At 69.5% G+C, this 23,197-nt stretch carries 18 protein-coding genes and 6 pseudogenes; 15 read left to right on the top strand and 9 right to left on the bottom strand.

The annotated features are described in order from the left end of the window. Nucleotides 1-8: 8 nt before the first annotated feature. Nucleotides 9-476: a type IV pilin gene (locus tag ACODNG_RS13420; RefSeq protein ID WP_434521712.1), complete on the bottom strand. Its 468-nt coding sequence runs from the start codon at nucleotides 474-476 to the stop codon at nucleotides 9-11. Nucleotides 477-708: 232 nt separating this feature from the next. On the opposite strand from ACODNG_RS13420, the gene ACODNG_RS13415 reads away from it, so the two are divergent. From ACODNG_RS13415 to ACODNG_RS13405, 3 genes and pseudogenes are all read left to right on the top strand, one after another. Then, a complete protein-coding gene (locus tag ACODNG_RS13415) occupies nucleotides 709-1,317 on the top strand; it encodes a YIP1 family protein (protein WP_434521711.1) in 609 nt (202 codons plus the stop codon). 74 nt (nucleotides 1,318-1,391) lie between these two features. After that, nucleotides 1,392-3,586: pseudogene (locus ACODNG_RS13410) on the top strand (DHH family phosphoesterase). Between the two features lie 169 nt (nucleotides 3,587-3,755). Then, nucleotides 3,756-4,337 carry a DoxX family protein gene (locus ACODNG_RS13405; RefSeq protein WP_434521710.1) on the top strand — a complete coding sequence of 194 codons (582 nt, stop codon included), beginning with the start codon at nucleotides 3,756-3,758 and terminating at the stop codon, nucleotides 4,335-4,337. A 58-nt stretch (nucleotides 4,338-4,395) separates the two neighbouring features. Here ACODNG_RS13405 and fer read toward each other — a convergent pair. Next, nucleotides 4,396-5,051 (bottom strand): annotated as a pseudogene (gene fer / locus ACODNG_RS13400) (ferredoxin Fer). 146 nt (nucleotides 5,052-5,197) lie between these two features. Here fer and fen point away from each other — a divergent pair. The 4 genes and pseudogenes from fen to gcvPB all read left to right on the top strand — a co-directional run bounded on the left by fen (nucleotide 5,198) and on the right by gcvPB (nucleotide 9,706). Beyond that, the gene (fen, locus tag ACODNG_RS13395; protein WP_434521709.1) at nucleotides 5,198-6,175 is read left to right on the top strand and encodes a flap endonuclease-1; all 978 of its coding nucleotides are present in this window, start codon (nucleotides 5,198-5,200) and stop codon (nucleotides 6,173-6,175) included. Nucleotides 6,176-6,405: 230 nt separating this feature from the next. Next, nucleotides 6,406-6,786, top strand: coding sequence for a glycine cleavage system protein GcvH (gene gcvH, locus ACODNG_RS13390; protein WP_434521708.1), 381 nt, complete (start codon nucleotides 6,406-6,408; stop codon nucleotides 6,784-6,786). Between the two features lie 159 nt (nucleotides 6,787-6,945). Then, nucleotides 6,946-8,274 carry an aminomethyl-transferring glycine dehydrogenase subunit GcvPA gene (gene gcvPA / locus ACODNG_RS13385; RefSeq protein WP_434521707.1) on the top strand — a complete coding sequence of 443 codons (1,329 nt, stop codon included), beginning with the start codon at nucleotides 6,946-6,948 and terminating at the stop codon, nucleotides 8,272-8,274. Continuing rightward, a pseudogene (gene gcvPB, locus ACODNG_RS13380) lies at nucleotides 8,275-9,706 on the top strand (aminomethyl-transferring glycine dehydrogenase subunit GcvPB). A 33-nt stretch (nucleotides 9,707-9,739) separates the two neighbouring features. On the opposite strand, the gene ACODNG_RS13375 reads toward gcvPB, so the two are convergent. After that, nucleotides 9,740-10,585 carry a helix-turn-helix domain-containing protein gene (locus ACODNG_RS13375; protein WP_434521706.1) on the bottom strand — a complete coding sequence of 282 codons (846 nt, stop codon included), beginning with the start codon at nucleotides 10,583-10,585 and terminating at the stop codon, nucleotides 9,740-9,742. Nucleotides 10,586-10,815: 230 nt separating this feature from the next. Here ACODNG_RS13375 and ACODNG_RS13370 point away from each other — a divergent pair. From ACODNG_RS13370 to ACODNG_RS13355, 4 genes and pseudogenes are all read left to right on the top strand, one after another. Then, nucleotides 10,816-12,056: pseudogene (locus ACODNG_RS13370) on the top strand (threonine synthase). Between the two features lie 77 nt (nucleotides 12,057-12,133). Next, nucleotides 12,134-13,054, top strand: a pseudogene (gene gnd / locus ACODNG_RS13365) (phosphogluconate dehydrogenase (NAD(+)-dependent, decarboxylating)); the annotation flags it as partial. Nucleotides 13,055-13,179: 125 nt separating this feature from the next. Beyond that, entirely contained in the window at nucleotides 13,180-13,524 is a 345-nt protein-coding gene (locus ACODNG_RS13360) for a DUF5802 family protein (protein WP_434523104.1), read from the top strand. Nucleotides 13,525-14,051: 527 nt separating this feature from the next. After that, entirely contained in the window at nucleotides 14,052-14,960 is a 909-nt protein-coding gene (locus tag ACODNG_RS13355; protein WP_434521705.1) for a Vms1/Ankzf1 family peptidyl-tRNA hydrolase, read from the top strand. A gap of 27 nt (nucleotides 14,961-14,987) precedes the next feature. Here the strand turns inward: ACODNG_RS13355 and ACODNG_RS13350 are convergent, their stop codons facing one another. The 5 genes from ACODNG_RS13350 to ACODNG_RS13330 form a co-directional block, all read right to left on the bottom strand. Then, a complete protein-coding gene (locus ACODNG_RS13350) occupies nucleotides 14,988-15,398 on the bottom strand; it encodes a rhodanese-like domain-containing protein (protein WP_434521704.1) in 411 nt (136 codons plus the stop codon). Beyond that, nucleotides 15,398-15,724 carry a cupin domain-containing protein gene (locus ACODNG_RS13345; RefSeq protein ID WP_434521703.1) on the bottom strand — a complete coding sequence of 109 codons (327 nt, stop codon included), beginning with the start codon at nucleotides 15,722-15,724 and terminating at the stop codon, nucleotides 15,398-15,400. The genes ACODNG_RS13350 and ACODNG_RS13345 overlap by 1 nt, the downstream gene beginning before the upstream one ends. A gap of 122 nt (nucleotides 15,725-15,846) precedes the next feature. Further along, nucleotides 15,847-16,380 carry a cob(I)yrinic acid a,c-diamide adenosyltransferase gene (locus tag ACODNG_RS13340; RefSeq protein WP_434521702.1) on the bottom strand — a complete coding sequence of 178 codons (534 nt, stop codon included), beginning with the start codon at nucleotides 16,378-16,380 and terminating at the stop codon, nucleotides 15,847-15,849. Next, nucleotides 16,377-16,616, bottom strand: coding sequence for a glutaredoxin family protein (locus ACODNG_RS13335; RefSeq protein WP_434521701.1), 240 nt, complete (start codon nucleotides 16,614-16,616; stop codon nucleotides 16,377-16,379). The genes ACODNG_RS13340 and ACODNG_RS13335 overlap by 4 nt, the downstream gene beginning before the upstream one ends. Nucleotides 16,617-16,695: 79 nt before the next feature. Continuing rightward, nucleotides 16,696-17,094: an acyl-CoA thioesterase gene (locus ACODNG_RS13330; RefSeq protein ID WP_434521700.1), complete on the bottom strand. Its 399-nt coding sequence runs from the start codon at nucleotides 17,092-17,094 to the stop codon at nucleotides 16,696-16,698. Nucleotides 17,095-17,330: 236 nt separating this feature from the next. On the opposite strand from ACODNG_RS13330, the gene ACODNG_RS13325 reads away from it, so the two are divergent. Next, entirely contained in the window at nucleotides 17,331-17,810 is a 480-nt protein-coding gene (locus tag ACODNG_RS13325) for an Lrp/AsnC family transcriptional regulator (RefSeq protein WP_434521699.1), read from the top strand. Nucleotides 17,811-17,945: 135 nt separating this feature from the next. On the opposite strand, the gene ACODNG_RS13320 is transcribed toward ACODNG_RS13325, so the two are convergent. After that, nucleotides 17,946-18,275 (bottom strand): hypothetical protein, encoded by a 330-nt coding sequence (locus tag ACODNG_RS13320; RefSeq protein WP_434521698.1) that lies wholly within the window; start codon nucleotides 18,273-18,275, stop codon nucleotides 17,946-17,948. Between the two features lie 215 nt (nucleotides 18,276-18,490). On the opposite strand from ACODNG_RS13320, the gene ACODNG_RS13315 reads away from it, so the two are divergent. The 3 genes and pseudogenes from ACODNG_RS13315 to ACODNG_RS13305 all read left to right on the top strand — a co-directional run bounded on the left by ACODNG_RS13315 (nucleotide 18,491) and on the right by ACODNG_RS13305 (nucleotide 23,130). After that, nucleotides 18,491-18,868, top strand: coding sequence for a hypothetical protein (locus ACODNG_RS13315; protein ID WP_434521697.1), 378 nt, complete (start codon nucleotides 18,491-18,493; stop codon nucleotides 18,866-18,868). A gap of 300 nt (nucleotides 18,869-19,168) precedes the next feature. Next, nucleotides 19,169-20,651 (top strand): annotated as a pseudogene (locus ACODNG_RS13310) (proton-conducting transporter transmembrane domain-containing protein). Beyond that, complete coding sequence (locus ACODNG_RS13305) at nucleotides 20,641-23,130, top strand: DUF2309 domain-containing protein (protein ID WP_434521696.1); 2,490 nt, start codon at nucleotides 20,641-20,643, stop codon at nucleotides 23,128-23,130. Before ACODNG_RS13310 ends, ACODNG_RS13305 begins: the two are co-directional and overlap by 11 nt. Nucleotides 23,131-23,197: the final 67 nt, after the last annotated feature.

The following is a 23,197-nucleotide window of genomic DNA, read 5'->3' as shown; positions in this document are numbered from 1 at the left end:
GCCCGGCGTCAGGCGCCGATGCCGCCGCCGGGCGTACCCCCGCCGTTCTCCTCGCTCCACTCCTGGATCGCGGAGTCCTCGCCGTCGTAGCTGCCGAGCGTCTCGCGAGTGTCGAACGCGACCGGCTCCCAGACCACCTCGAAGTTCTCGTTGCCGGTGGCGTTGGGTATGGGGACCCGGTCGCCCGGTTGGACAACGCCGTCACCGGGCCACGCGCCGAACTGGACGTTTCCGTCGGGGTCCTCGCCGCGGACGTACAGCTCCTCGGCGGGAACCGGATCGGGACCGAGCGCGACGACGACGAGTTCACCGTTCTCCTGTGCCCCCTCGAACTCGGCGTCCGGCGGGGCGACGTTGTCGATGAGCCCGAACACCGCCGCGCCGACCATGGCGAGCAGCAGCACGACGATCCCGACGAGCAGTCCCGTCCCCGCCAGCGGGGTGAACCCTCGCTCGTCGCTTCGGAACGCGGCCATTCGACCGTCAGTCAGACGGCACCGGTATAAGGGTTTGTGCGCCGCGTATCAGCGCTGATAAGTTTGAGCAGTCGGGGCCGACACGCCCGGATCGAACCGGACGGACGTTCGCGGACCGGACTGGACGGACATTCCCGGACCGAACAGGAACGGATCGAATCGGACGAACGTTCGCGGACCGAACCGGAAACGGGTTATTTCACGCGGCCGAATCCCGGCCGTGACGTCTCGGATGAGCGATTCGACGGGCGGTCGCCCGCGCGGGCTTCGCGGCATCGCGCGCACCTGGATCGAGGTGCTCGTCCGACCGCGGCGGGCGTTCGCGAACGGGATCACGCCCGGCGATCAGGCCCCCGCGCTGACGTTCGCCGTCGCGGTCGCCGCGGCGTTCACGCTCGGGGCGATAGCGACGGACCCCGGAGCGGTGCCGGGCGTCGTCCCCTCGTCGCCGGCGCTGTCCGGTCTCGTCGTCTTCCTCGTCGTGGTCGCGCTGGCGGCGCCGGTCGGACTCCACCTGACGGCCGCGGTCGCGACCCTCTCGGTCGTGCTCGCGAGCCTCGAACTCGCGGGCGGGATCGGGTTCCGCGACCGCGGCGGCGTGAGCGAGACCGTTCAGGCCGTCGCGTACGCCAGCTCCCCGATGGCGCTGGCCGGACCGGCTGTTCCCGAACTCAGGGTCGTCTGCGGCGCGTACGCCGCGGTCCTGCTGTTCGTCGGACTCCGGGCGGTCCACGGGCTGGGACCGGTCCGAACCGTCGTCGCCGCGCTTCCGCCGGCCGCGCTCGGCTACGGCGTGGGGTACCGCGTCGTGGCCGCGGCGCGGACGCTGTTCGTCGCGTGACTCGCCGGCCGCTCGCGGCACCCCCAGCGGGCTTTCGACAACCGTTTTAGGCCCGAGACACTCGGTGTACTCAAATGGGATCCTGTATCATCTGTGGCACCGACGTCGGGGGCGGTCGCGTCTGCGACTCGCACCAGGAAGACGTTGTGTTCGACTTTCGCGGTGACTCCCCGGACGGTCTCGTTCCGAGCCGGTTCTACCGAGGCGTCGTCGACGGGTACGCCGAGTTCGGCGTGTTCGTCGACCTCGCGCCGGGCGTCACCGGACTGTTACACCGCTCCGAGCTTGACCGGCGCCTCGATAGCCTCGACTGGGAGCCGGGCGACGAGGTGTTCGTCCAGGTGAAGGGCGTCCGCGACAACGGCAACGTCGACCTCGGCTGGTCGATCCGACAGGCCGACCGCGAGTTCCGGGGCGTCCTCGTTCAGGAGTCCTCGGGGAACACCTCCTCGACGAGGAGGCGGGCGACGACGGCGACGACACCGAGGAAACAGAAGGGACCGTCGAATCCCCGGAGCAGGGCGACGACGCCACCGCTTCGGAACTCGAACCGAGAGACGAGTCCGAGTCCGAGGCGGAGTCCGACGAGAACGACCGGATCGACGGGACCGAAGACGTTGTGTCCGGTGACGAGGGAGCGGAGTCCGACGAGACCGACGACACCGAGTTTGTCTCCGACGGCGACGAGGAAGACGACGCCGCGGACGGGGAGGACGACGCTGGAGAAGAGTCCGACACCGCCGTGGACGAAGAACCCGACGCGGACCGCGAGCGCGTCTCGATCACGACACTCGGAGACGCGGTCGGCGAGTCGATCCGGATCGAGGGCGAGGTCGTCGGCGTCCGCCAGACCGGCGGCCCGACGGTGTTCGAGGTCAGCGACGAGACGGGCGCGGTCGACGTGGCCGCCTTCGTCGAGCCGGGCGTCCGGGCGCACCCGGACGTCGAGGTCGGCGACGCGGTGCGGGTCGACGGCGAGGTGGAGAGCCACCGCGGCGACATCCAGGTCGAGTCCGAGGCGCTCGTCCTCCTCGACGGCGAGGAGGCCGAGACGGTCCGCCGCCGCATCGCCGAGGCGCTCACCGACGAAGCGCGCCCCGAGGGGCTCCAGCCGCTGGCCGGCGACGAGACGGTCGCCGAACTCGCGGACGGGCTGCTCGACGCGGCCGAGGCGGTCCGGCGCGCGATTCTCGAATCGCGGCCGATCGTCGTCCGGCACCCGGCGACCGCCGACGGCTACGTCGCGGGCGCCGCGGTCGAACGCGCCGTCCTCCCGCTGATCCGCGACGAGCACGCGAAGAGCGACGCCGAGTACCACTACTTCACCCGCCGCCCGCTCGACGAGCCGGTGTACGGGATGGACGCGGCCACCAACGACGCGACCCGGATGCTCCAGGACCGCGACCGCCACGACGAGAAGCTCCCGCTGTTCCTGCTCGTCGGCACCGGTTCGACGACCGAGTCCGCCGACGGCATCGACCTGCTGTCGGTGTACGGGGTCGACGCGGTCGTCGTCGACGCCGCGGTCGCGGACCCCGAGACGCGTGACGCGGTCGACACGCTCGTCTCGCCGGAGCTGGCCGACGTCGACGGCGACGAGACGCTCTCGACGGGCGCGCTCGTCGCCTCGCTGGCGTCCGCGATCAACGACGAGGTCCGCGCGGACCTCCGGCACCTGCCCGCGGTGGGCTACTGGGCGGACGCCCCCGAGCGGTACGTCGACCTCGCGCGCGACGCGGGCTACGACGCCGAGCGCGTCGCGGAGCTCCGCGAGGCGGTCGCGCTGGAGGCGTACTACCAGTCGTACCAGGACAAGCGCGAACTGATCGCGGACCTGCTGTTCTCGGACGGCGGCAACCTCGCGGCGCACGTCTCCGAGCAGTTCCGCGAGAAGTTGGAGACCGAGATCGAGACCGCGGACGCGAACGTCGTGACGGAGGCGGTCGACGGCGTCGAGTTCGCGCTGCTCGACACCGACGGCTACACCCACCGGTACGACTTCCCGCCGACGCCGCTCCTCTTGGACGATCTCCACCGGCGGCGCGCCAACGGCGAGCCGTTCGCGACGGTCGGCGTCGGCACCGACGAGCTGTACGTGCGCACGACGGCGGGCGTGTCGGTCCGCGACGTCGCCGACCGCGCGGCCGAACTCGCGCCGAACGCGGACATCGCCACCGCCGGCGTCCGGGAGGGGAAAATCGAGTTCCTCTCGGGCGAGCGCGACGCCGTCGAGGACGCCGTCGTCGCGGCCGTCGCCGAGACGTTCTGAGGCGGTCGACCGTTCGACCGTTCGGGGGGTCGGGACAGTCCACAGCTCCGTCCGGCACACCGGTATGCGCAGTAGTTTTCTTTTGTTCTCGGTCGAAAACTGACGGGTATCAGATCGGGCGGTAGATTATTACTGACGTGTGAGTCTCTCTCAGGTAGGTGTCACAGAGATGGCAACACAACCGTCTGAACGGACGCTCCGCGCGGAGCTACTCGGCCGCAACGTGGAGTTCAACTACTCGGAGACGTGGCTGGCGTACTCCATGCTCGGTCTCCGGGCCGTGATGGCGTGGGTGTTTCTCCAGGCCGGGTTAGAGAAGCTGTTCGAGGGCGGACTCGGCGACCCGCTCGCGTGGAGTTCGGTCGGGTTCCTCCAGAACGCGGTCGCCGACGCCAACCCGCTTCAGGGACTGTTCCTCTTTTTCGCGGAGTACGCCGCGATCATCGACCCGATGGTGGTGTTCGGACAGATACTGATCGGTCTGGCGCTGCTTTTCGGCGTCCTCTTCCGGTTCGCGGCGCTGATGGGCGCGATCATGATGTCGATGTTCTGGACCGCCGCGTGGCAGGGCGGGCTCACGGCCGGGTTCCCGATGGAGAACGGCTACTTCATCGACAGCTCCTTCGTCTACATGCTGCTGCTGTTCGGTCTCGGTGCGTGGGGCGCCGGGCGAATCGTCGGGGTCGATCGGGCGTTAGAGGAGACGGAACTGGTGAGGAACGCCCCGGGGCTGCGATATCTGCTGGGTTAATGGACCCGAGCGGCGACTCGACGTGAGACGTTTTTGCGTCGACCGATCGCCTGCCCGCTCAGCGACGCGTGAACGGGCCGGGCGGGAGGATGAGGTCGTCGAGTTCGGGGCGCTGTTTCACGTTGAATACGACCGACAGCTCGTCGGTCAGCGGGTAGCCGTTACAGGAGAGCCGGAAGCCGCGCTCGGCGAGGTCGTCGGGCATGATGTGGTCGGTCGGCTGCGAGAGCTCGCCCTCCGCGAGGTACACCGCGCAGTTCGCGCAGGCGCCGCCGCGACACGAGAAGGGCCACGCGAAGCCGCTGCGCTCGGCTGCCTCAAGCAGGCTCTCGTCGGGGTGGACGAGCAGCCGACCGTGAGCGTCGGGGTCGAGGTCGGCGTGGGAGGCCTTCCGGAACAGCTCGTCGTCGTCGAGCGACCAGCCGTAGTCGACGACGGCCTCGTAGTCGAGGAACTCGACGCGGGTCGATCGCGGTTCTCTGGCGTCTGATCCCTCCGCGAGGTCGACGTCCGCGGGGTCGACTCCGTCGTCGCTCCCGTCGCCGTTGCGGTCGCGTTCCGACAGCTCCCGGTAGGCGCGGCGGACGAGCTGAAACTCCTCGATCGAACCCCCTGATCGGGGTGGGCGCGCTTCACGCGTTCGCGGTAGGCCCGTTCGATCGCCTCGTCGTCGGCGTCCTCGTCGACGTCTAACACCTCGAACGGGGAGACCATCCGGTTACGCTCCGTACGCGCGTGAGACACATAAACTGCCCAGAAGTCGGCAGGCGGGTCGGCCGGACGAACCGCCGGCCCACCGCGGGCGAGCGAACGCCGCGGACCGGTCAGCGTTTAAGAGCGCCGCGCCCCAGTGACCGGTAATGGGAAACGCCGACCTGCGCGACCTCGCGTCGATCCGCGACGTCGCCTTCGCGGAGATCGAGGGGAGCGTCGTCGCCGTCGACGCGCACAACTGGCTGTACCGCTACCTCACGACGACGGTGAAGTGGACCTCGGACGAGAAGTACACCACCGCCGACGGCGTTGAGGTCGCGAACCTGATCGGCGTCGTTCAGGGGCTGCCGAAGTTCTTCGAGCACGACCTGATCCCCGTGATGGTGTTCGACGGCGCCGTCACCGACCTGAAGGCCGACGAGGTGGTCGAGCGTCGTGAGAAGCGCGAGAAGGCGGAGGAGCGACGCGCGGCCGCCGAGGAGCGCGGCGACGCGGTCGAGGCGGCGCGCCTAGAGGCCCGCACGCAGCGGCTCACCGACACGATACAGGAGACGACACGCGAGCTCCTCGAACTGCTCGACGTGCCGGTCGTCGAGGCGCCCGCGGAGGGAGAAGCGCAGTGCGCGCACATGGCCGCGACCGGGACCGTCGACCACGCCGGCAGCGAGGACTACGACACCCTGCTGTTCGGTGCGCCGACGACGCTCCGCCAGCTGACAAGCAAGGGCGACCCGGAGCTGATGGACCTCGCCGCGACGCTCGACGAGCTCGGACTCGACCGACAGGGGCTCGTCGACGTCGCGATGCTCTGCGGCACCGACTTCAACGAGGGCGTCCGGGGGATTGGCCCGAAGACCGCGGTGACGGCGGTGAAGGAACACGGCGACCTGTGGGGCGTCCTGGCGGCCCGCGACGCCGAGATCCCGAACGCCGAGGCGATCCGCGAGCTGTTCATGGACCCGCCGGCGGCAGACGTCGCGGTCGACGCCGACGTGAACCCCGACGTCGAGGCCGCCCGCGAGTACGTCGTCGACGAGTGGGGGGTCGCCGCAGACGAGGTCGAACGCGGGTTCGAGCGCATCGCGGAGTCGCAGGTCCAGACCGGGCTGGACCGGTGGACTTGACCGGGGTGGACCGGGAGACCTGACCGGGCGCGAGCGGTGGACCCGACCGGGCGCGAGCGGTGGACCCGACCGGGCGCGAACGGTGGACCTAACGGGAGGACTCAGAGCGGGTTCGGCGGCCGTCCGCCGGTGCGACCGCCGCGAACACACCTTTTATTTCCTCGTCGTCAGAAGGGTGAATCACACCTGTCGCGGACCGGCACCCGAGCGGACCGCGGCGACCCTGACCAATGAGCTTCGACGTTCCCGACGACAGACGGTACTTGGAATCGCACGAGTGGGCGACGACCGGCGACACCGTTCGGATCGGCGTCTCCGACTTCGCGCAGGACGAGCTGGGCGACGTGGTGTTCGTCGAACTCCCCGAGGTCGGCGACGAGATCGCCGCCGGCGAGGCGTTCGGCGTCGTCGAGTCGATCAAGGCCGTCTCGGACCTGTACGCGCCCGTCTCGGGCGAGGTCGTCGCGGTCAACGAGGCGCTGTTCGACCGCCCGGAGCTGGTCAACGAGGACCCGTACGGCGACGGCTGGATGCTCGAAGTCGAACCCGCCGAGGACGGCGACGCCGACGGGCTGCTCGACGCCGACGCGTACGACGACCAGATCGCTTGATCCCCTCGGACTCGACGCCGGAAACGGGACGGCAACCCCGGATGAAACGCCGACCGGACACACAACCATGACCACGCCACCTTCCGACTCCACGCCACCCTTGGACCGACGATCCGCCGACGAACGACCGAACGACCCCGGACGGAGCGGGACAGACCGATGAGCCGGGCGAACGGCACCCCGTACGCGCCTCACACCGACGAGGAGACCGCGGCGATGCTGGCGGCGATCGGCGTCGACGACGAGGAGGCGCTGTTCGACATCCCCGAGGCGGTCGCGTTCGACGGCGACTTCGGCATCGAACCGCGCACCGAACGCGGGATCCGCGACGAGTGCGCCCGAATTTTGAACCGCAACGACGACCTCACGGAGTTCCTCGGCCGGGGGCACTACGGCCATTATGTGCCGAGCGTCGTCGACCACCTCGCGGACCGCGCGGAGTTCCTCACGAGCTACACCCAGTACCAGCCGGAGGTGTCACAGGGGTTCCTCCAGGCGCTCTTCGAGTACCAGTCGATGCTGGTGGAGCTGACCGGACTCGACGTCGCGAACTGCTCGATGTACGACGCGGCGACCGCGCTGGGCGAGGCCGCGACGCTCGCCGACCGCGTCCGGTCCACCTCGGGCGACACCGTCCTCGTCCCCGAACAGCTCCGCGAGGGGAAGCGGGCGGTGCTGGAGAACTACTGCGCGGGCGCCGACCTGAGCGTCGAGACGTACCCGATGGCGGACGGGACCGCCGACGTTGATCGGCTCGCCGACCGCGCGGGCGACGACGTCGTCATGCTGTACGCCGAGAGTCCGACCGTCCGCGGCTGCGTGGAGGAGCGGCTGGCGGCGATCGGCGAGGTCGCCGACGACACCGACGCGCTGTTCGCGCTCGGCTCCGACGTCGTCGCGCTGTCGGTGTTGGAGTCGCCGGCGGAAGTCGGCGCCGACGTCGTCGTCGGCGAGGCCGGCGCGCTCGGCCTGCCGGCCAGCTACGGCATGGGGCTGGGGATCTTCGCCTGCCGCGACGAGTTCCTGCGACAGGTCCCCGGCCGGCTCGTCGGCGCGAGCGAGGACGCGAACGGCGACCGCGCATACACGCTAACGCTCCAGACCCGCGAACAGCACATCCGCAAGGAGCGCGCCACCTCGAACATCTGTACGAACCAGGCGTGGGTCGCGCTCCGCGCGGCGATCCACGCGGCGACGCTCGGGCCAGACGGTCTCGTCGAACTCGCGAACGACTGTGTCCGCGAGGCCGAGACGCTGGCGGCCCGGATCGACGAGCTGTCCGGCGCGGCCGCGCCCGTCCACGACCGCCACCACGTCCGGGAGTTCGCGGTGCGCGTCGACCAGCCCGCGCCCGCCGTCGCGGAGGACCTAGAGGCAGAGGGGTTCGCGGTCCACGCGATCGACGATCACCTGCTTCAGGTGTGCGTCACCGACCTGAACGCCGGGCGGACCGACGGGCTCGTCGCGGCCTTCGAGGGGGTGCTGTAGATGATCCACGACCAGGCGAACTACGAGCGCGATGGCGAGGACGTCCGCGAGCCGCTGCTCTCGGAGAAGGGGCAGGAGACGGTCGACGTGCGCGGGGACTCCCCGCTGCCCGACGACCTGACCCGCGAGGAGCTGACGCTGCCGAACCCCTCGGAGCCGGAGACGGCGCGCCACTACACCCGGCTCTCGCAGATGAACTGGGCGATCGACTCCGGGCCGTACCCGCTGGGGAGCTGTACGATGAAGTACAACCCCAAGTTCACCGAGGACGTGGCGGCCGACCCGAACGCCGCGGTCCACCCGGACCGCTCCGCGCGCTCGGCGCAGGGAATCTTAGAGCTTCAGTACCGGCTTCAGGAGGTTCTCACCGAAATCGGGGGGATGGACGCCGTCACGCTCCAGCCGCCCGCGGGCGCGGCCGGCGAGCTGACGGGGATCCTCGTCGCGAAGGCGTACCACGAACACCACGGGAACGACCGCTCGGAGGTCGTGATCCCGGCGTCGGCCCACGGGACGAACTTCGCGACCGCCGCGACCGCCGGCTACGACGTGGTCGAACTCCCCTCCGGCGAGGACGGGCGGGTCGACCTGGAGGCCTTGGAGGCGGCCGTCGGCGACGACACCGCCGCCCTAATGTTAACGAACCCGAACACGGTCGGCCTCTTCGAGCGCGACATCACGGAGATCGCCGAGATCGTCCACGACGCCGGCGGCCTGCTCTACTACGACGGCGCGAACCTCAACGCGCTGCTCGGTCGCGGCCGCCCCGGCGACATGGGGTTCGACGTGATCGCACTACAACGTCCACAAGACGTTCGCGACCCCCCACGGCGGCGGCGGTCCCGGCGCCGGGCCGGTCGGCGTCGTCGACGAACTGGCGCCGTTCCTCCCGACGCCGCGGGTGCGAGAGGCGGAGGAGGGGTCGGGGTACGAGCGCTTCGAGCCGACCCGTACGATCGGCAAGGTACACGGATTCGCCGGCAACTGGCTCGTGTTGATCAAGGCGTACGCGTACATCGCCCGCCTCGGCGACGAGGGGCTGGCGGACGCGGCCGCGAAGGCGGTGCTCAACGCGAACTACCTCGCCGAGCGGATCGACTTAGAGGTGCCCTTCGGCCCGTTCCACCACGAGTTCGCGGCGACCGCGGGCGACCGCGACGCGGCCGATGTCGCCAAGCGCATGCTGGACTTCGGCGTCCACCCGCCGACGACGAAGTGGCCGGAGATGGTGCCGGAGGCGATGCTGACGGAGCCGACCGAGATCGAGGGGCAGTCATCACTCGACGACCTCGCGGAGGCGTTCAACCTCGCGTACGCCGACAGCGACGAGGCGCTCGACTCCGCGCCGACCCGGACCGCCGCCGCCCGGATCGACCAGGTCGGCGCCGCGCGGGACCCGCGGCTCTCGTGGCAGGCGCTCGACGAGGAATAGGGCGTCCGAATCCGAGAGGCCCGGTCGACCGCCTCAGGGTTCGGTCGCGGCCGACCGCGCCGGCTCCTCTCCGTCCGCGTCGCTCGCGTCGAACTCGCCGGGGTCGCGGTCGTCGAAATCCCCGGTATCGAGGGGGGTCGCGTCCGGGTTCGGACCGTCGGCGGTCGCAGCGTCCTCGGCGTCCGACGCCGAGTCGAACGGCCCCGCGCCGTCGACGAACCGCCGCATCACCCGCCCCTCGGCGCGGTGGAGCGTCTCGCTACAGGTCGACTTCGCGATCCCGTTCGCCTCGGCCAGTTCCGTGAGCGTACACTGGCGCGGGGTGTCGTAGTACCCCGACCGGACCGCCTCGAAGACGAGTTCGCGCTGCGCCTCGGTGAGCGTCCGGTCCGGGTCGTCGCCGCCGGTCGCGGCGACGCCGACCGTCACCCCGTCGCCCGCGAGCCGGCGGCCGAACGCCTCGATGCGATCGCGGTCGCCGACGACCGTCACGGTCGCGCGGCCGTCGACGACCTCGACCGCCGACTCGATCGGCAGTCCGACCGCGCGCGCCGCCGGGAGATACGCGGGAGTGTCGCCGACCACGCGGAGCGTGCGGACGTCGCCGCGGCGCTCGACGGTCGTCGCGCGAGCGACGCGGTCGTGGTCGCGGAGCGCGTCCTCGACGCGGTCCCGGTCCGTGCCGGCCACGAGGACGGTCGCGACCGTCCTCGTCGCGTCGTCCGCCGCGTTCGGATCGTCGACGGCGGCCTCCGCGGGACCGTCGCCGTCAACCGAAATCGTCTCGTCGACCCGGAGCGTCGCCGAAGAGACGCTTCGGGAGACGTCGCCGAGCCACGACCCAGTCGGGAGGTCGAGTCGCAGTGCGGTCCGACTCATCGCCTCCACCTCGATTCCCCCGGCGGACCGACCGCCCCGACGGTCGCTGGTACACACATCTCTCGTGACCGTACGGTCTCGGTCCCCCTCCGCGTGCCCCTTCATACGTTTCGAACCTAAATACCCCTGCGCGGATCGGCCCGTGCCGCCCGCCGCGACCGCAGGACCGAAGAGACGAACCGCCCGCCGCGACCGCAGGACCGAAGTCCCCGGCGCGCGAGCGCGGTCGCATGGAGACGACAGACGCGTTCATCGGCCTGACCTGCGTCGACTGCGGGGAGACGTTCGACGCGGAGACGGCGACCCACCGCTGTCCCGACTGCGACGGCATCCTCGACCCCGACTACGACTACGACCGCGTTGAGCTGACCCCGGAGACGCTCGACTCGCGGCCCGACGGGTCGATGTGGCGGTACGCGGAGCTGCTCCCGTTCCCGGCCGAGACGGCGGTGTCGCTCGGGGAGGGCGCCACGCCGCTCGTCGAGTGTCCGGCGCTGGCGGACGCGATGGGCGTTGGCCGCGTCCTCCTGAAAGACGAGGGCGCGAACCCCACGGGGACGTTCAAGGACCGCGGGCAGGCGGCCGCAATGACGGCCGCGCGCGAGCACGGCGCGAGCGAGATTGCCTTAAACAGCGCCGGCAACGCGGGGCAGGCGGCCGCGGCGTACGCGGCCCGCGCGGACTTCAGCGGCGCACGTGTTCCTCCCCTCGCGGGCGGGGTTCACCCAGAAGGCGATGACGGAGGTCCACGGCGCGGACCTCACCGTCACCGACCCGATCGACGGGAACTCGCAGATCGGCGACGCCGGGACGGCCTACGCCGAGGCGATGGATGAACACCCGGAGTGGTACTCGACGAAGACGTTCGTCACCCCGTACCGCCACGAGGGGAAGAAGACGATGGCGCTGGAGCTGCTGGCGCAGCTCGACTGGGAAGCCCCTGACGCCGTCGTCTACCCGACCGGCGGCGGCGTCGGGCTGGTGGGGATCCGACAAGGCCGCCCGGGAGGCCCGGGATCTGGGGTGGACCGACGAGCTGGTCCCGATGTACGCCGCGCAGGCCGCGGGCTGTGCGCCGGTCGTCCGGGCCTACGAATCGGGCGCGGAGCGGCACGAGCCGCTCGACGACGACGAGGTCGACACGGCGTGCAACGGGATCGCGATCCCCGACCCCGGCGCGAGCCACCTCATCCTGAAGGCGATCCGCGAGTCCGACGGCGGGGCGGTGGCGACGACGGACCGTGAGATCCTCGATGCCGCCATCGACGTGGCGCGGGCGGAGGGGCTTGAGGTCGGTGCGACCTGCGCGGCCACGGTCTCCGGCGCGTTCGCGCTTGCGGAGTCGGGCGAGTTCGGTCCCGACGACACGGTCGTCCTGCTGAACACCGGCGCGGGCAACAAGGACGTGGACGCGCTGCGCGCGCACCTCGGTGAGCGGGAGGCAGAGGCAGAGGCAGCGGCCGGCGAGTAGGCGACGACGGAGGGGGCGACTGCGGACGCAGCCGAGGAGGAAAGAGGAGCCGAACCGGAACCACTACGGCGGGGGGTCGCCACCCCTCGCGCATGGAACTCGGCGTCATCGGACTCGGGCGGATGGGGCAGATCGTCGCGAACCGGTCGCTGGAGGCGGGCCACGACGTGGTCGCGTTCGACCTCTCGGCGGAGGCGACCGCGGAGGCGGCGGAGGCGGGCGCGGAGCCGGCCGACTCGGTGGCGGACCTCTGCGACCGGTTGGGTGAGGAAAGGCGCATCTGGCTGATGGTGCCCGCGGGCGACGCGGTCGACGCCACGCTCGCGGACCTGGAACCCCACCTCGATTCCGACGACGTAGTCGTCGACGGGGGGAACTCCCACTTCGAGGAGTCGACCCGCCGCGCTGAGGGGACGGACGCCGCCTACCTCGACTGCGGCACCTCGGGCGGCCCCGCGAGCGCGGAGGCAGGCTTCTCGCTGATGGTCGGCGGTCCGGAGTGGGCCTACGAGGCGATGGTCCCCGTCTTCGACGCGGTCGCGACCGGGCCGGACGGCCACGACCGCATGGGCGAGTCGGGCGCGGGCCACTACGTGAAGATGGTCCACAACGGCGTCGAGTACGCGCTGATGCAGGCGTACGGCGAGGGGTTCGAGCTGCTCACGGACGGGCGCTACGAACTGGACATGGAGTCGGTCGCGCGCACCTGGAACAACGGCGCCGTGATCCGGTCGTGGCTGCTGGAGCTGTGCGAGGAGGCGTTCCGCGAGGAGGGGTCGGACCTCGGCGACGTGGCCGACCACGTCGCGGGCGGGTCGACGGGCACGTGGACGGTTCAGGAGGCGCTCGAACAGGAGGTCCCCGTCCCAATCATCTACCAGGCGCTCGCGGAGCGGTTCGACTCCCGCAACGAGGGCCGCTTCTCGCGCCGACTGGCGAACCGGCTCCGGTACGGGTTCGGCCGTCACGAAGTCGCGCGGCGGTCCGACGGGGAGTAGGAGCGGACGGAGCGGGCGGAGCGGGCAGAGCGGACGACGAGAACAGTTCCTTCGTCTGATTATCAGGATCGACCACGTCCGAGAAACACTTATGTACAGCCATGGTAGAGTATCACACGCACAGAATGTTCGAGCGATTCTCAAGCGGCTACTACCTGGGGGAACTGTACGTGGAACCCCACGACGGCGAGCGCGCCGTCATCCAGCGGGCGGACCACGAACACGTCAACGAGCAGCTGTACGCGGACGGGGAGGGCGTCGAGCGACTTGACGCCCCGCTCGTGATGAAAGTCGACGGCGGCCACATTCCGGTCGGCGGCGACGACGACGTAGCGAGCGGTACGCTCGCGATTCCCCAGGAACTCGCCGACGAGACGCTCCCGGACCGGCGGAACGTGCTGCTTGCGGACGCGGACTGCGCCGAGAAGCTGCTGCGCTGGGAGGGGTGGGAGCCGTTCGTGAACGCGTAGTACTACTTGATTGCCCCTGTGTTCCGTAATTTCGTCGTCGTGACCGGTTATTTATAAGTGGTTGTCCGTGAGTCGGCGGCGAACTCCTCCAAAGCCTCCAGCCGGGAGGCGGGCGCACGCTCGTTGTCGCCCGAAAATCTCCGATTTTCGGGATGACGAGAGAGCAAAGCTCTCTCGAACCACGCGCTTCAGTCGCTCGCTTCGCTCGCTCCTTCCAGTGCTTACGTCGTCATCAGAACGCTCCGCGTTCTGATTGGCTCACGAGAGCTTTGCTCTCGTGAACGCCTGCGCCCGCCTCCCGGCTGCCCCTTTGAGTCCCGCCCCGCACCGCCCCGCGCCTCACGCCTCCCCAGCCTCGTCGGTGGTCCTCCGCTTCGCTCCGGACCACCGACTCCCTCGCGCGTGCTCCTCACGCCCTTCGGGCGTTCGGAGGCACGCGCCACCGCACATCGTTCGTTTATAAGCGGTATCAATATCGTCGCCGCCGCAGACGCACCTTTTAGGTCACAGGGGGTCGCGGATTCGGTATGATCGACAGGCTGCTCGGGCGCGCCGAGCTGAAAGAGCGCATCGAGGAGTTGGAGGAGGAGAAGCGCCACCTCGAACGCCGCGCCGAGGCCGAGGAGGAGCGCCGCTCCGACGCGGTCGCCGACCGCCAGCGCGCCGAGGAGCGCGTCAACGAGCTCGAACACCGGATCGAGTCCCTCGAAGAGCGGCTGGAGCGCGCCGAGGGAACCGACGAGTCGGTCGAGTTCCGGCGCGTGAGCGACCGCAGCGGCGCGCGACTGGTTGACGCGCTCGACCGCTTTCGGAGCGTCGAGAGCGACGACCCCGAGGGGCTGCTCACGGCGTATGTCCCGGACGCCGACTCGGTGCCGGCGACCGTCTCGGACTGGTTCGGCGACCGCACGGAACTGGTCCGGCGCGCCGCGCCCGCGGTCGTCCTCGCCGACGACACCGGCGCAGTGAGCGTCGCGCTGACGCCGCCGATCGAACCAGAGCCGTACGACCGGTGGAGCGATCGGTTCCGGCTACCCGACGCGTGGTTCCGCCCGACCGGCCGGTTCGCGTTCGCCGTGGTCCGCTCGGACACCTTCGCCGTCGGAACCTACGAGGGCGACGAGCGGGTCGACTTCGACGGGTTCACGAGCGACGTGAAGGAGGCCCACTCGAAGGGCGGCTTCTCGCAGGGGCGCTTCGAGCGCCGCCGCGAGGGGCAGATTGACGACCACCTGGAGAAGGCGAACGAGGCGCTCGCGGAGGTCGCGGACGCGGAGGACATCGACCGCGTGATCGCCGTCGGCGAGCGCAGCGTCCTCGGCCGGGTGCGCGACCGCGCCGACGTCACCGACGTCTCGGACGCGACGGGTAAGCCGAAGGCGGCGCTCGACGACGCGTTCCGCGACTTCTGGCGGGTTCGCCTCCGTGCGATCTGAGCCGGGCGAGAAGCGCTCCGTCCCGCGTCAGAACGGCGACTCGGGACCTTCGTCGGCGTCCCCGGCGTCGGATCCGTCGTCCGGTTCGTCGGACTCGGTCAGCTCGCCGACCGCCTGCTCCCACGCCTCGATGCCGCCGCGGAGGCTCTCGACGCGTGCGTTCTGCGTCCCCTCGTAGCTGCCGATCAGTTGGGCCGCCTGCTGGCTGGCGACCCCGTGCGGACAGACGGTTACGATCCGCTCTGCCCCTTCCAGTTCCGCGATCCGGCTCGTCAGCTCCGGGAACGGGATACACTCGCTGTCGGGGAGGTGCCCGCGGTCGAACGCGCGCTGATCGCGGATGTCGACGATGCGGAGCGATTCGGATTCGTCGGCGGAGCCGTCGGCGTGCGCGTCCAGCAGCGTCGACAGCTCCTCGGGGTCGATTTCGCCGTCCATCAGGGGAGAGGAGCGATGCTGGCCGTGAGCACGGCTCGGTCGTCGGTGTCGTTTCGGGCGCCGTGGACCGCGCCGCGCTCGTTTTCCACCACCGCGGGCGCGGCGAGCGCCGCCTCGTCGTCGTCGCGGACCACGGTCGGTTCGCCCTCCAACACGTGGAACACGTTCGTCGCGTCGGCGTGTTCGTGGGGGTCGACGGCCGCGTCCGGGCCGAGGACGAACGCCTTCACCAGCACGTCGTCGGTGACGACGAGCTCCGCGGTCTCGACCTCGCCGGGTTCCGGGTCGAGACCGGAGACCGCCGCCGCGTAGCTGTCGAGCGTCATACTCGTCCCTCGCGCGGGACGGTGAAAAGTCGCGCGCTCGGGACCGGAAACGGAGCCGGTCGGACGAATCCGGGGCGGTCGGGACGAATCCGGGGCGGTCGGGACGAATCCGGAGGCGGGAGTCAGTACGAGGGCGACTCCTCCGGCTCGCCGTCCCGCGCGTTGACGACGCGCCCGAGGGTGAAGAGGAGGTCGGAGAGCCGGTTGAGGTAGGTGACGACGGCCTCGTTTATCGGCTCCGAGCGCGCGAGGTCGACGACCCGGCGTTCGGCGCGTCGCACGACGGTGCGCGCGTGGTGGAGCGCCGCGCCCGCCTCGCCACCGCCCGGGAGGATGAACGACTTGAGGGGTTCTAACTCCTCGTCGAGCGCGTCGATGTGCTCCTCTAACTCCTCGGTGTGGTCGCTCTCGACCTGCGGGTCGTCCGGGTCGGGGTCCGGGTTCGCGAGATCCGCCTGAACGACGTGGAGGTGGTTCTGAACCGTCTCTAGGAGATCGTCGACATCGTCGTGGCCCGTCGGGCGGACCGTCCCGAGTAGCGCGTTCGCCTCGTCGACGGAGCCGTACGCCTCGATGCGGTGGCTCGACTTCGACACCCGGCTCATGTCCCGGAGGTCGGTCTCGCCCTCGTCGCCGCGGCCGGTGTAGATGCTCATGCGAGGGTCCTCTCGACGTACTCGACGATGTTCGCGCTCTCCGCCATCGTCACGCCGCGCTCCTCGTCGACGAGGACCGGAACGCCGCGCTGGCCGCTGATCCGCTTGACCTGGTTCCGCCCGGAGTGGAGCGCGTCGACCCACTCCGTCTCGTACGCGACGCCCGCGTCGTCCAGGGCGTCGGCGACCTTCTCGCACCACGGGCACCCGTCGAGGGCGTACAGTCGAACGCTCATACCGATCGATCCGTCCGCGCCGTCAAGAAGGTGTGCGTCCGGCTCACTCCCGGTCACCGGGAGAGTCGTCCCGGCCGGTTCAGAGGTCGTGGTACGACTCCATCCCGGCCCGGTGTTCCTCCGGGATCGGCATCGGCTCGCCGGTGTCGGGGTCGAGCGAGACGAGCGTCGCCTCGGCCTCCGCGGCGACGGCGTCGCCGACCCGGACCTCGTGGGTCATCGTCGCGCTCGACCGCCCGAGGTCGGCCACGTCGACGGTGACGGTGACCTCCCCGTCGGAGAGCTCGACCGGCCGCCGGAAGTCGATCGAGATCGACGCCAACACGGTCGACGCCCGCGAGATGTCGGCGTCGAGGACGTCGCGGAAGTACCGTGTCCGCGCCTGCTCGATGTACGTCGCGTAGACGGCGTTGTTGACGTGGCCCATCGCGTCGATGTCGCGGAACCGCACGTCGATGTCCGCGGTGTACGTTCCCATATCCGACCCACTAACGGCGATCGTATGTAGGCGTCGGGATCGACGTCGGCGGACGCGCCGGGATCGATGTCAGCGGACGCACCAGGATCGATGTCAGCGGACGCGTCGGGATCGACGGCGGCGGACGCGCCAGGATCGATGTCAGCGGACGCGTCGGGATCGACGGCGGCGGACGCGTCGGAACCGGGCCGACGAGCTGCCAACGTATAAAAACGACACGCGCCAACCAGTGCGGTATGGACAACGGAGCGATCGACGACGTCGACAGGGCGATCCTGTACGCGCTACAGGCCGACGCCCGAAACACGTCGTCCGGGGACATTGCGGAGCGGACCGGGACCTCCGACAGCACCGTCCGCAAGCGGATCCAGCGCCTCGAATCCGACGGCGTGATCAAGGGGTACAGCGCCAACGTCGACTACCAGCGGTCGGGGTATCCGCTCCGGATGCTGCTCTACTGTACCGCGTCGATACCGGAGCGCGGCGAACTGATCCCCGACATTCTGGAGATCGACGGCGTCGTGTCGGTCCAGGAGCTGGTGACCGGCGAGCAGAACCTGCTCGTGACCGTCGTCGGCGAGTCGGACAACGACATCACGCCCGTGGCGCAGGCGCTCCTCGACATGGGCGTCACCGTCGCCGACGAGGTTCTCGTGCGGACCCACGAGACGACCCCCTTCGGGAGGTTCGACACCGAGGGGCGCGACGACGGATAGCGACGCCGAGCGTCGCGAAGGCGAAGCAATCGAGGGCGTACACGAATCGAGGGAGTCGTGTCGTGACGTAGGCGGCTCCGTTGAAATCCTCAGAGAGTGAGATATTCTGACCCGGTCGCGGCCAATACGGGGAATTCACGATGCCGGTGCTTCGGAGGGGTACACGACGAGACCATATGCCAAGGAGAAAACGACCTGCCCGAGCGGGATTATACCCAGCGTTAAAACTCCAACTGCGACGGCCGATTTCTTCGCGTCTGAGAGTGTCATCCGTGAGTTCGTCAAACTGCGCATCACGAGGTACGGGTACGCAAGCGTGACCACGACGAAACATCCCAGCGAAGCGCGGTAGATCCCGTTTTGGAAGTACTGCGGGTCCTGTGCGATCGGTGTGAGCGCTAACAGTAGTGCCGGGAAAAGAATCGTTGTAACCGGGAGAAATAGCCACGGATCATACCGACTCATCGAGTGAGACGATGTCTGCCAGCACTATAAAAATACAGTAGGCTACTGGGGTAATATTTAGGATGAGGAGCTTGTCGAAAACAATAGATTAGTGATGTGTTCTGATTCACACGTGATCAGTACAGAAGACACAGATCACACCTCAATTAGTGTATCTCTCTACTTCTGTAATGGGTCGGTCCCATACCTTTAAAAAAACAAGTACAAATTACGGTATGCGATTTTTCACCAGGAACGTCATTACGGGTGTAGTCGTCGGCTCGGCCGTTGGTATTATCGCAGGAGTACTCATCGGCCCGGACGGGTGGGCGCTCGGCGGAGCGGTAGCGGGTGGGGCCATCGGCAGGAGAAGTACCGATCTCGCGGAATCGATAGTCGAGAGTTCGAAGGCCGGTGTACTCACTGCCGTCGTGTTCGCGGCGGTTTTCGGATTCGGTAGCGGTGTACGTGCCGCGGTCGATACAGGGAGTCCGGAATTACTGGCACAGGGTCTGGGACCGTTCTTTTCGATCGCACTTATATACGGGTTCGGTTGTTTCATCGCCGCCGCCGCCACCGGAGCGGTTGTTCACGTCGTCCAAAATTCGAGATAGGTAGTGGATACACAACTCTCAGCGATGGCCTGTTTCAGGCGAGAATTCGTCTGAAGCAGAGGATTCCAACGGAGCCACGTCGAAGGACCGTTTCGTGACGTGGGTCGTGGTGTGTAGCCGAGAGACTGACCTGCCGGTCGGGCCGTTGATAAACATAACGTTCTATAATTGAGTTTATTCGAACGTTTTGTGAACACAGACAGTTTTAATAGGCATTGTGTTCTCAAGACTGGGTAGAGACGACCGAAATCGGAGTCCGTGGCGATTCGGGTTTCGAGCGGTCGTGCGAAGAGTCGAACGATGTCAGGACGCACCTCGAAGCCGACGGTCGGAGCGCTCCGGGAGACGGGCGAGTCGTCGTCCGTCCCCGCGGTATTGACGTGGCTCGCGTGGTCGCTGTTCGCCGCGAGCGTCGCCGCGCTCGTCGCCCGAGTCCGACTCGGGGGGACGTGGAGATCCCCGGCGCGGTCGCCGTCGACGGGCTGACCGTCCTGATGTGGGTGGTTGTCACCTTCTTCAGCGGGATCGTCCACAGCTACTCGCGCCGCTACATGGCCGGGAGCGCCCACGAGACCGACTTCTTCCTCGGGGTCTTCGCGTTCACGCTCGCCGTGATGGCGCTCGTCGCGGCCGACCACATCGCGCTGTTCTGGCTGTGCTGGCTGGCGATGGGACTGCTGATGGCGCGGCTCATCGGGACCGTCGACGGCTGGCCGCAGGCGCGGGCGGCCGCGAGCGTCGCTCGGCGGTCCTTCCTCGCGAGCAGCGCGCTCCTCGGCGTCGCGCTCGCGGCGCTGTGGTGGGCGACGGGCGCGCCGACGGTCTCCGGCGTCGCCGCGAGCGCCGACGGTCTCGGCGGCCCCGCGTGGGTCGTCGCCGCGGTCGCGCTCGTCCTCGCGGCGATGCTCCAGTCGGCGCTCGTCCCGTTCCACGGCTGGCTGCTCTCCTCGATGACCGCCCCGACGCCCGCCTCGGCGCTGATCGCACGCCGGGTTCGTCAACGCGGGGGGCGTCCTGTTGACCCGCTTCGCCCCGGTCGTGACCGTCGACGCCGCGCTCATGCTCGGCGTCGTGGCCGTGGGGGCGACCAGCGCCCTGCTGGGCAAGCTGCTCAAGACGGTCCAGCCGGACGTGAAGAGCGAACTGGGCTGCTCGACGGTCGGACAGATGGGGTTCATGATCGATCCAGGCCGGTCTCGGCTTCTTCGGGGCCGCGATCACGCACCTGATCGTCCACGGCTTCTACAAGGCGTACCACTTCCTCAGCGCGGGCGAGGAGGTCGAGCACGCGGTCCCGACTGAGGAGGCCCACTCTGAGACGAGCGCCGTCGGCGCGGTCGTCGTGCTGGCGACCGGACTGGCGGGCGGCGCGACGTTCGCGGTCCTCACCGGCAAGGGCACGAGCGTCGACAGCGGACTGCTGCTCGCGGCGCTCGTCGCGCTCACGACGCTCCACGCGGCCCGGAGCGCCCTCCGGCAGACCGCGCTGTCGCCGGCGGCCCGCTACGGCGCGATCCCGCTGGTCTTCCTGCCGGCCATCGCGGGCTACGCGCTCGTCTACGAGGCCGTTTCGAGCGTCCTCGCCGGGGTGCCGATGGTCTCCGCGCCGACCGAACTGACCGCGCTTCACGCGCTCGTCGCCGTCGCTTTCCTCGCGGCGTACGTCGCGATCGAGACCGGCGTCCACGAGCGGAGCGAGCGCCTCTACGTCGCGTTTCTGAACGCGGGGCAACCCGCCCCGGAGACGGTGTTGACCGCCACGGAGGAATACAATGAGCACTGAACGCGCCATCAGAGAGAGCATCGACGAAGCCGCGACCACCGTCGGTTCGGTCTGGCCGATCCACTCGTTCGTGACGGCCAACCCGCTTTCCGGCTTCGAGGACGAACCGTTCGCCGAGGCCGTGCCTCGGGCGGCAGACCTCCTCGGCGGTCGCGGCTATCCGAGTCCGGAGACGTTCCGGGCGGCCCTCGACGACGGCCGGATCGACCCGGAACTGCTCGACGCGGAGCTGGCCGAGCGGGGGTACGATGACGACCCCGAGACGCTGCTGGAGCGGATGGAGACCGACGGCGAGACGACGGATCCGACCGGCGACGAGAGCGGAGGGCCGTCCGGCGACGACGAGACCGAGCGCCCGGAGGCCGAACGGGTCGACCGCGTGCTCGCGAAGTGGCTGTCGGCGTTCCTCGACGAGGGGCAGGCGGAGTGGTCGATGCCGAACCGGGAGAACGGGTTCTACGACGCCTTCCGGTCGGTGGTCCCGTACGACGACGAGATACCCGACGAGGGCGTCGTGGCCGACCTCCCGGCGTCGCCGATCGAGGCCGTCGAATCCGTGTTGGAGCCGTACCCCGAGGGGCGGTGGAACTCCGTCTTCGAGGCGCAGTTCGCCGCGCTCCCCGGCTGGACCGGGCTGATCAAGCGCCGCGCCGCGGACGGCGACGCGTGGCAGTCCGCACACCCGATCACGCTCGAAGGGTACCTCGCGGTCCGGCTCGCGCTGCTCGACGCCTTCGACGCCGACGTCTCCCCCTCGTCCGATCCGGGAGACGCGGAGACCGAGACGACAGTCGAACTGGCGGACGCGTTCCTGAGCGCGTGGGAGGCGAGCTACCGGGGCGAGCTCGTCGAGCGGGTCGCCGCCGAGAGCGAGGCCCGCGCCGAGGCGAGCGACGCCCGCGCCGACGGCGGGTCGGAGCGCCCGGACGCGCAGCTGGTCTTCTGTATCGACACGCGCTCGGAGGTCATCCGGCGGCACGTCGAGGCGACCGGCGACTACGAGACGCACGGCTACGCCGGCTTCTTCGGCGTCCCGATGGAGTACCGCGGGTACGACGCCGACGTGTCGGTCGACGCCTGCCCGCCCATCGTCGACGCGCAACACCGCGTCTCGGAGGTCCCGACCGACGAGGACGCGCGGGCCAGTCGCGACCGCTGGGCGGACTTCCGCGAGGCCGCCGGCGAGGTGATCGAGACGCTGAAGTCCAACCCCGCCACCGCGTTCAGCTTCGTCGAGGGCGCCGGGAGCGGATACGGGGTCGCGCTCGCGGCGCGCACGCTCGTTCCCGGGCGGGTGGCCGACCTGCTCGCCGCGGCCGACGACTCGGCGCCCGACGACCACGAGTTCTGCGAGCCGGGCGTTCACCGGCGGGACGGCGCCGGCGAGGGGCTTCCGGCGGGGTTGACCCGCGACGAGAAGGTCGAGTACGCCGCGACCGCCTTCGATCTGATGGGCGTAGAGGAGTTCGGTCGCCTCGTCGTCTTCACCGGGCACGCGGCCGAGACGGCCAACAACCCCTACGACTCCAGCCTGGACTGTGGCGCCTGCGCCGGCAACCCCGGCGGGCCGAACGCCCGCGCCCTCGCCACGATCTGTAACGACCCCGAGGTCAGGGCGGATCTGCGCGATCGCGGCCACGACGTGCCGGACGACACGGTCTTCCTCGCAGCCGAGCACAACACGACGACCGACGAGATCGAGCTGTACGACGGCGACGTACCCGACTCGCACGCCGCGGACCTCGCTCGGCTGCGCGCGGACCTCGACGCGGCGCGCGAGAACGCGACCGCCGAACGGGTCGGAGACGCGGACGACGACTCGGCAACTCCCGGCGACGCGGCGAGCGTGGAGGAGGCGGAGCGCCGCGCCGGCGACTGGGCCGAGACGCGCCCGGAGTGGGGGTTGGCCGGCAACGCCGGGTTCGTCGTCGGTCCCCGCGAGCTGACGAGCGACCTCAACCTCGACGGGCGCGCCTTCCTCCACTCGTACGACTGGGCGACCGATCCCGACGGGGACGCGCTCGAAGCGATCCTGACCGGACCGATGGTTGTCACCCAGTGGATCAACGCGCAGTACTACTTCTCGACGGTCGACAACGCGGCGTACGGCAGCGGGTCGAAGGTGACCCACAACCCGGTCGGGAACGTCGGCGTGTACCAGGGCAACGGCGGCGACCTGATGACCGGGCTGCCGCTCCAGTCGGTCATGGCCGCCGCCGACGAGCCGTACCACCAGCCGCTCCGCCTCTCGACGGTCCTCCACGCGCCGGTCGACCGCGTCACCGAGGTCTTGGCCGACAACGAGGCGGTGGCCGAACTGCTGGACAACGACTGGCTCTCGCTGACGGTCGTGGACCCGACACAAGAGCACCGCGCGTTCCACTACGAGGAAGAGCTGGAGTGGACGCTGCTGTCCGAGCCTGGGCGAACCGAACCGCCGGCTGAGGCGCCGACCGCTCCCGCCGTCGCGGACGACTGAGTCCGCGTTCGGGGTGCCCAAGACCCACCGCTTGCGGTCCTGGGTGCCGCGCACGGTATCAATAATG

The sequence above is a fragment of the Halorubrum sp. AS12 genome, from assembly GCF_051122765.1.
Classification (GTDB): Archaea; Halobacteriota; Halobacteria; order Halobacteriales; family Haloferacaceae; genus Halorubrum; species Halorubrum trapanicum.
Note: the sequence above shows the minus strand (reverse complement) of the source record. Positions and strands in the feature narration are given on the sequence as shown.

What these genes read in the sequence shown, in the direction of transcription:
- ACODNG_RS13330 (WP_434521700.1), bottom strand. Translation starts at nt 17,094, where the DNA reads ATGGGAACGTACACCGCGGACATCGACGTGCGGTTCCGCGACATCGAC.
- ACODNG_RS13340 (WP_434521702.1), bottom strand. Translation starts at nt 16,380, where the DNA reads ATGAGCATCTACACCGGCCGCGGCGACGAGGGCGAGACCGACCTCCGG.
- gcvPA (WP_434521707.1), top strand. Translation starts at nt 6,946, where the DNA reads ATGAGCCGGGCGAACGGCACCCCGTACGCGCCTCACACCGACGAGGAG.
- ACODNG_RS13420 (WP_434521712.1), bottom strand. Translation starts at nt 476, where the DNA reads ATGGCCGCGTTCCGAAGCGACGAGCGAGGGTTCACCCCGCTGGCGGGG.
- ACODNG_RS13415 (WP_434521711.1), top strand. Translation starts at nt 709, where the DNA reads ATGAGCGATTCGACGGGCGGTCGCCCGCGCGGGCTTCGCGGCATCGCG.
- ACODNG_RS13375 (WP_434521706.1), bottom strand. Translation starts at nt 10,585, where the DNA reads ATGAGTCGGACCGCACTGCGACTCGACCTCCCGACTGGGTCGTGGCTC.
- ACODNG_RS13305 (WP_434521696.1), top strand. Translation starts at nt 20,641, where the DNA reads ATGAGCACTGAACGCGCCATCAGAGAGAGCATCGACGAAGCCGCGACC.
- fen (WP_434521709.1), top strand. Translation starts at nt 5,198, where the DNA reads ATGGGAAACGCCGACCTGCGCGACCTCGCGTCGATCCGCGACGTCGCC.
- gcvH (WP_434521708.1), top strand. Translation starts at nt 6,406, where the DNA reads ATGAGCTTCGACGTTCCCGACGACAGACGGTACTTGGAATCGCACGAG.
- ACODNG_RS13335 (WP_434521701.1), bottom strand. Translation starts at nt 16,616, where the DNA reads ATGAGCGTTCGACTGTACGCCCTCGACGGGTGCCCGTGGTGCGAGAAG.
- ACODNG_RS13355 (WP_434521705.1), top strand. Translation starts at nt 14,052, where the DNA reads ATGATCGACAGGCTGCTCGGGCGCGCCGAGCTGAAAGAGCGCATCGAG.
- ACODNG_RS13320 (WP_434521698.1), bottom strand. Translation starts at nt 18,275, where the DNA reads ATGAGTCGGTATGATCCGTGGCTATTTCTCCCGGTTACAACGATTCTT.
- ACODNG_RS13315 (WP_434521697.1), top strand. Translation starts at nt 18,491, where the DNA reads ATGCGATTTTTCACCAGGAACGTCATTACGGGTGTAGTCGTCGGCTCG.
- ACODNG_RS13405 (WP_434521710.1), top strand. Translation starts at nt 3,756, where the DNA reads ATGGCAACACAACCGTCTGAACGGACGCTCCGCGCGGAGCTACTCGGC.
- ACODNG_RS13325 (WP_434521699.1), top strand. Translation starts at nt 17,331, where the DNA reads ATGGACAACGGAGCGATCGACGACGTCGACAGGGCGATCCTGTACGCG.
- ACODNG_RS13345 (WP_434521703.1), bottom strand. Translation starts at nt 15,724, where the DNA reads ATGACGCTCGACAGCTACGCGGCGGCGGTCTCCGGTCTCGACCCGGAA.
- ACODNG_RS13350 (WP_434521704.1), bottom strand. Translation starts at nt 15,398, where the DNA reads ATGGACGGCGAAATCGACCCCGAGGAGCTGTCGACGCTGCTGGACGCG.
- ACODNG_RS13360 (WP_434523104.1), top strand. Translation starts at nt 13,180, where the DNA reads ATGTTCGAGCGATTCTCAAGCGGCTACTACCTGGGGGAACTGTACGTG.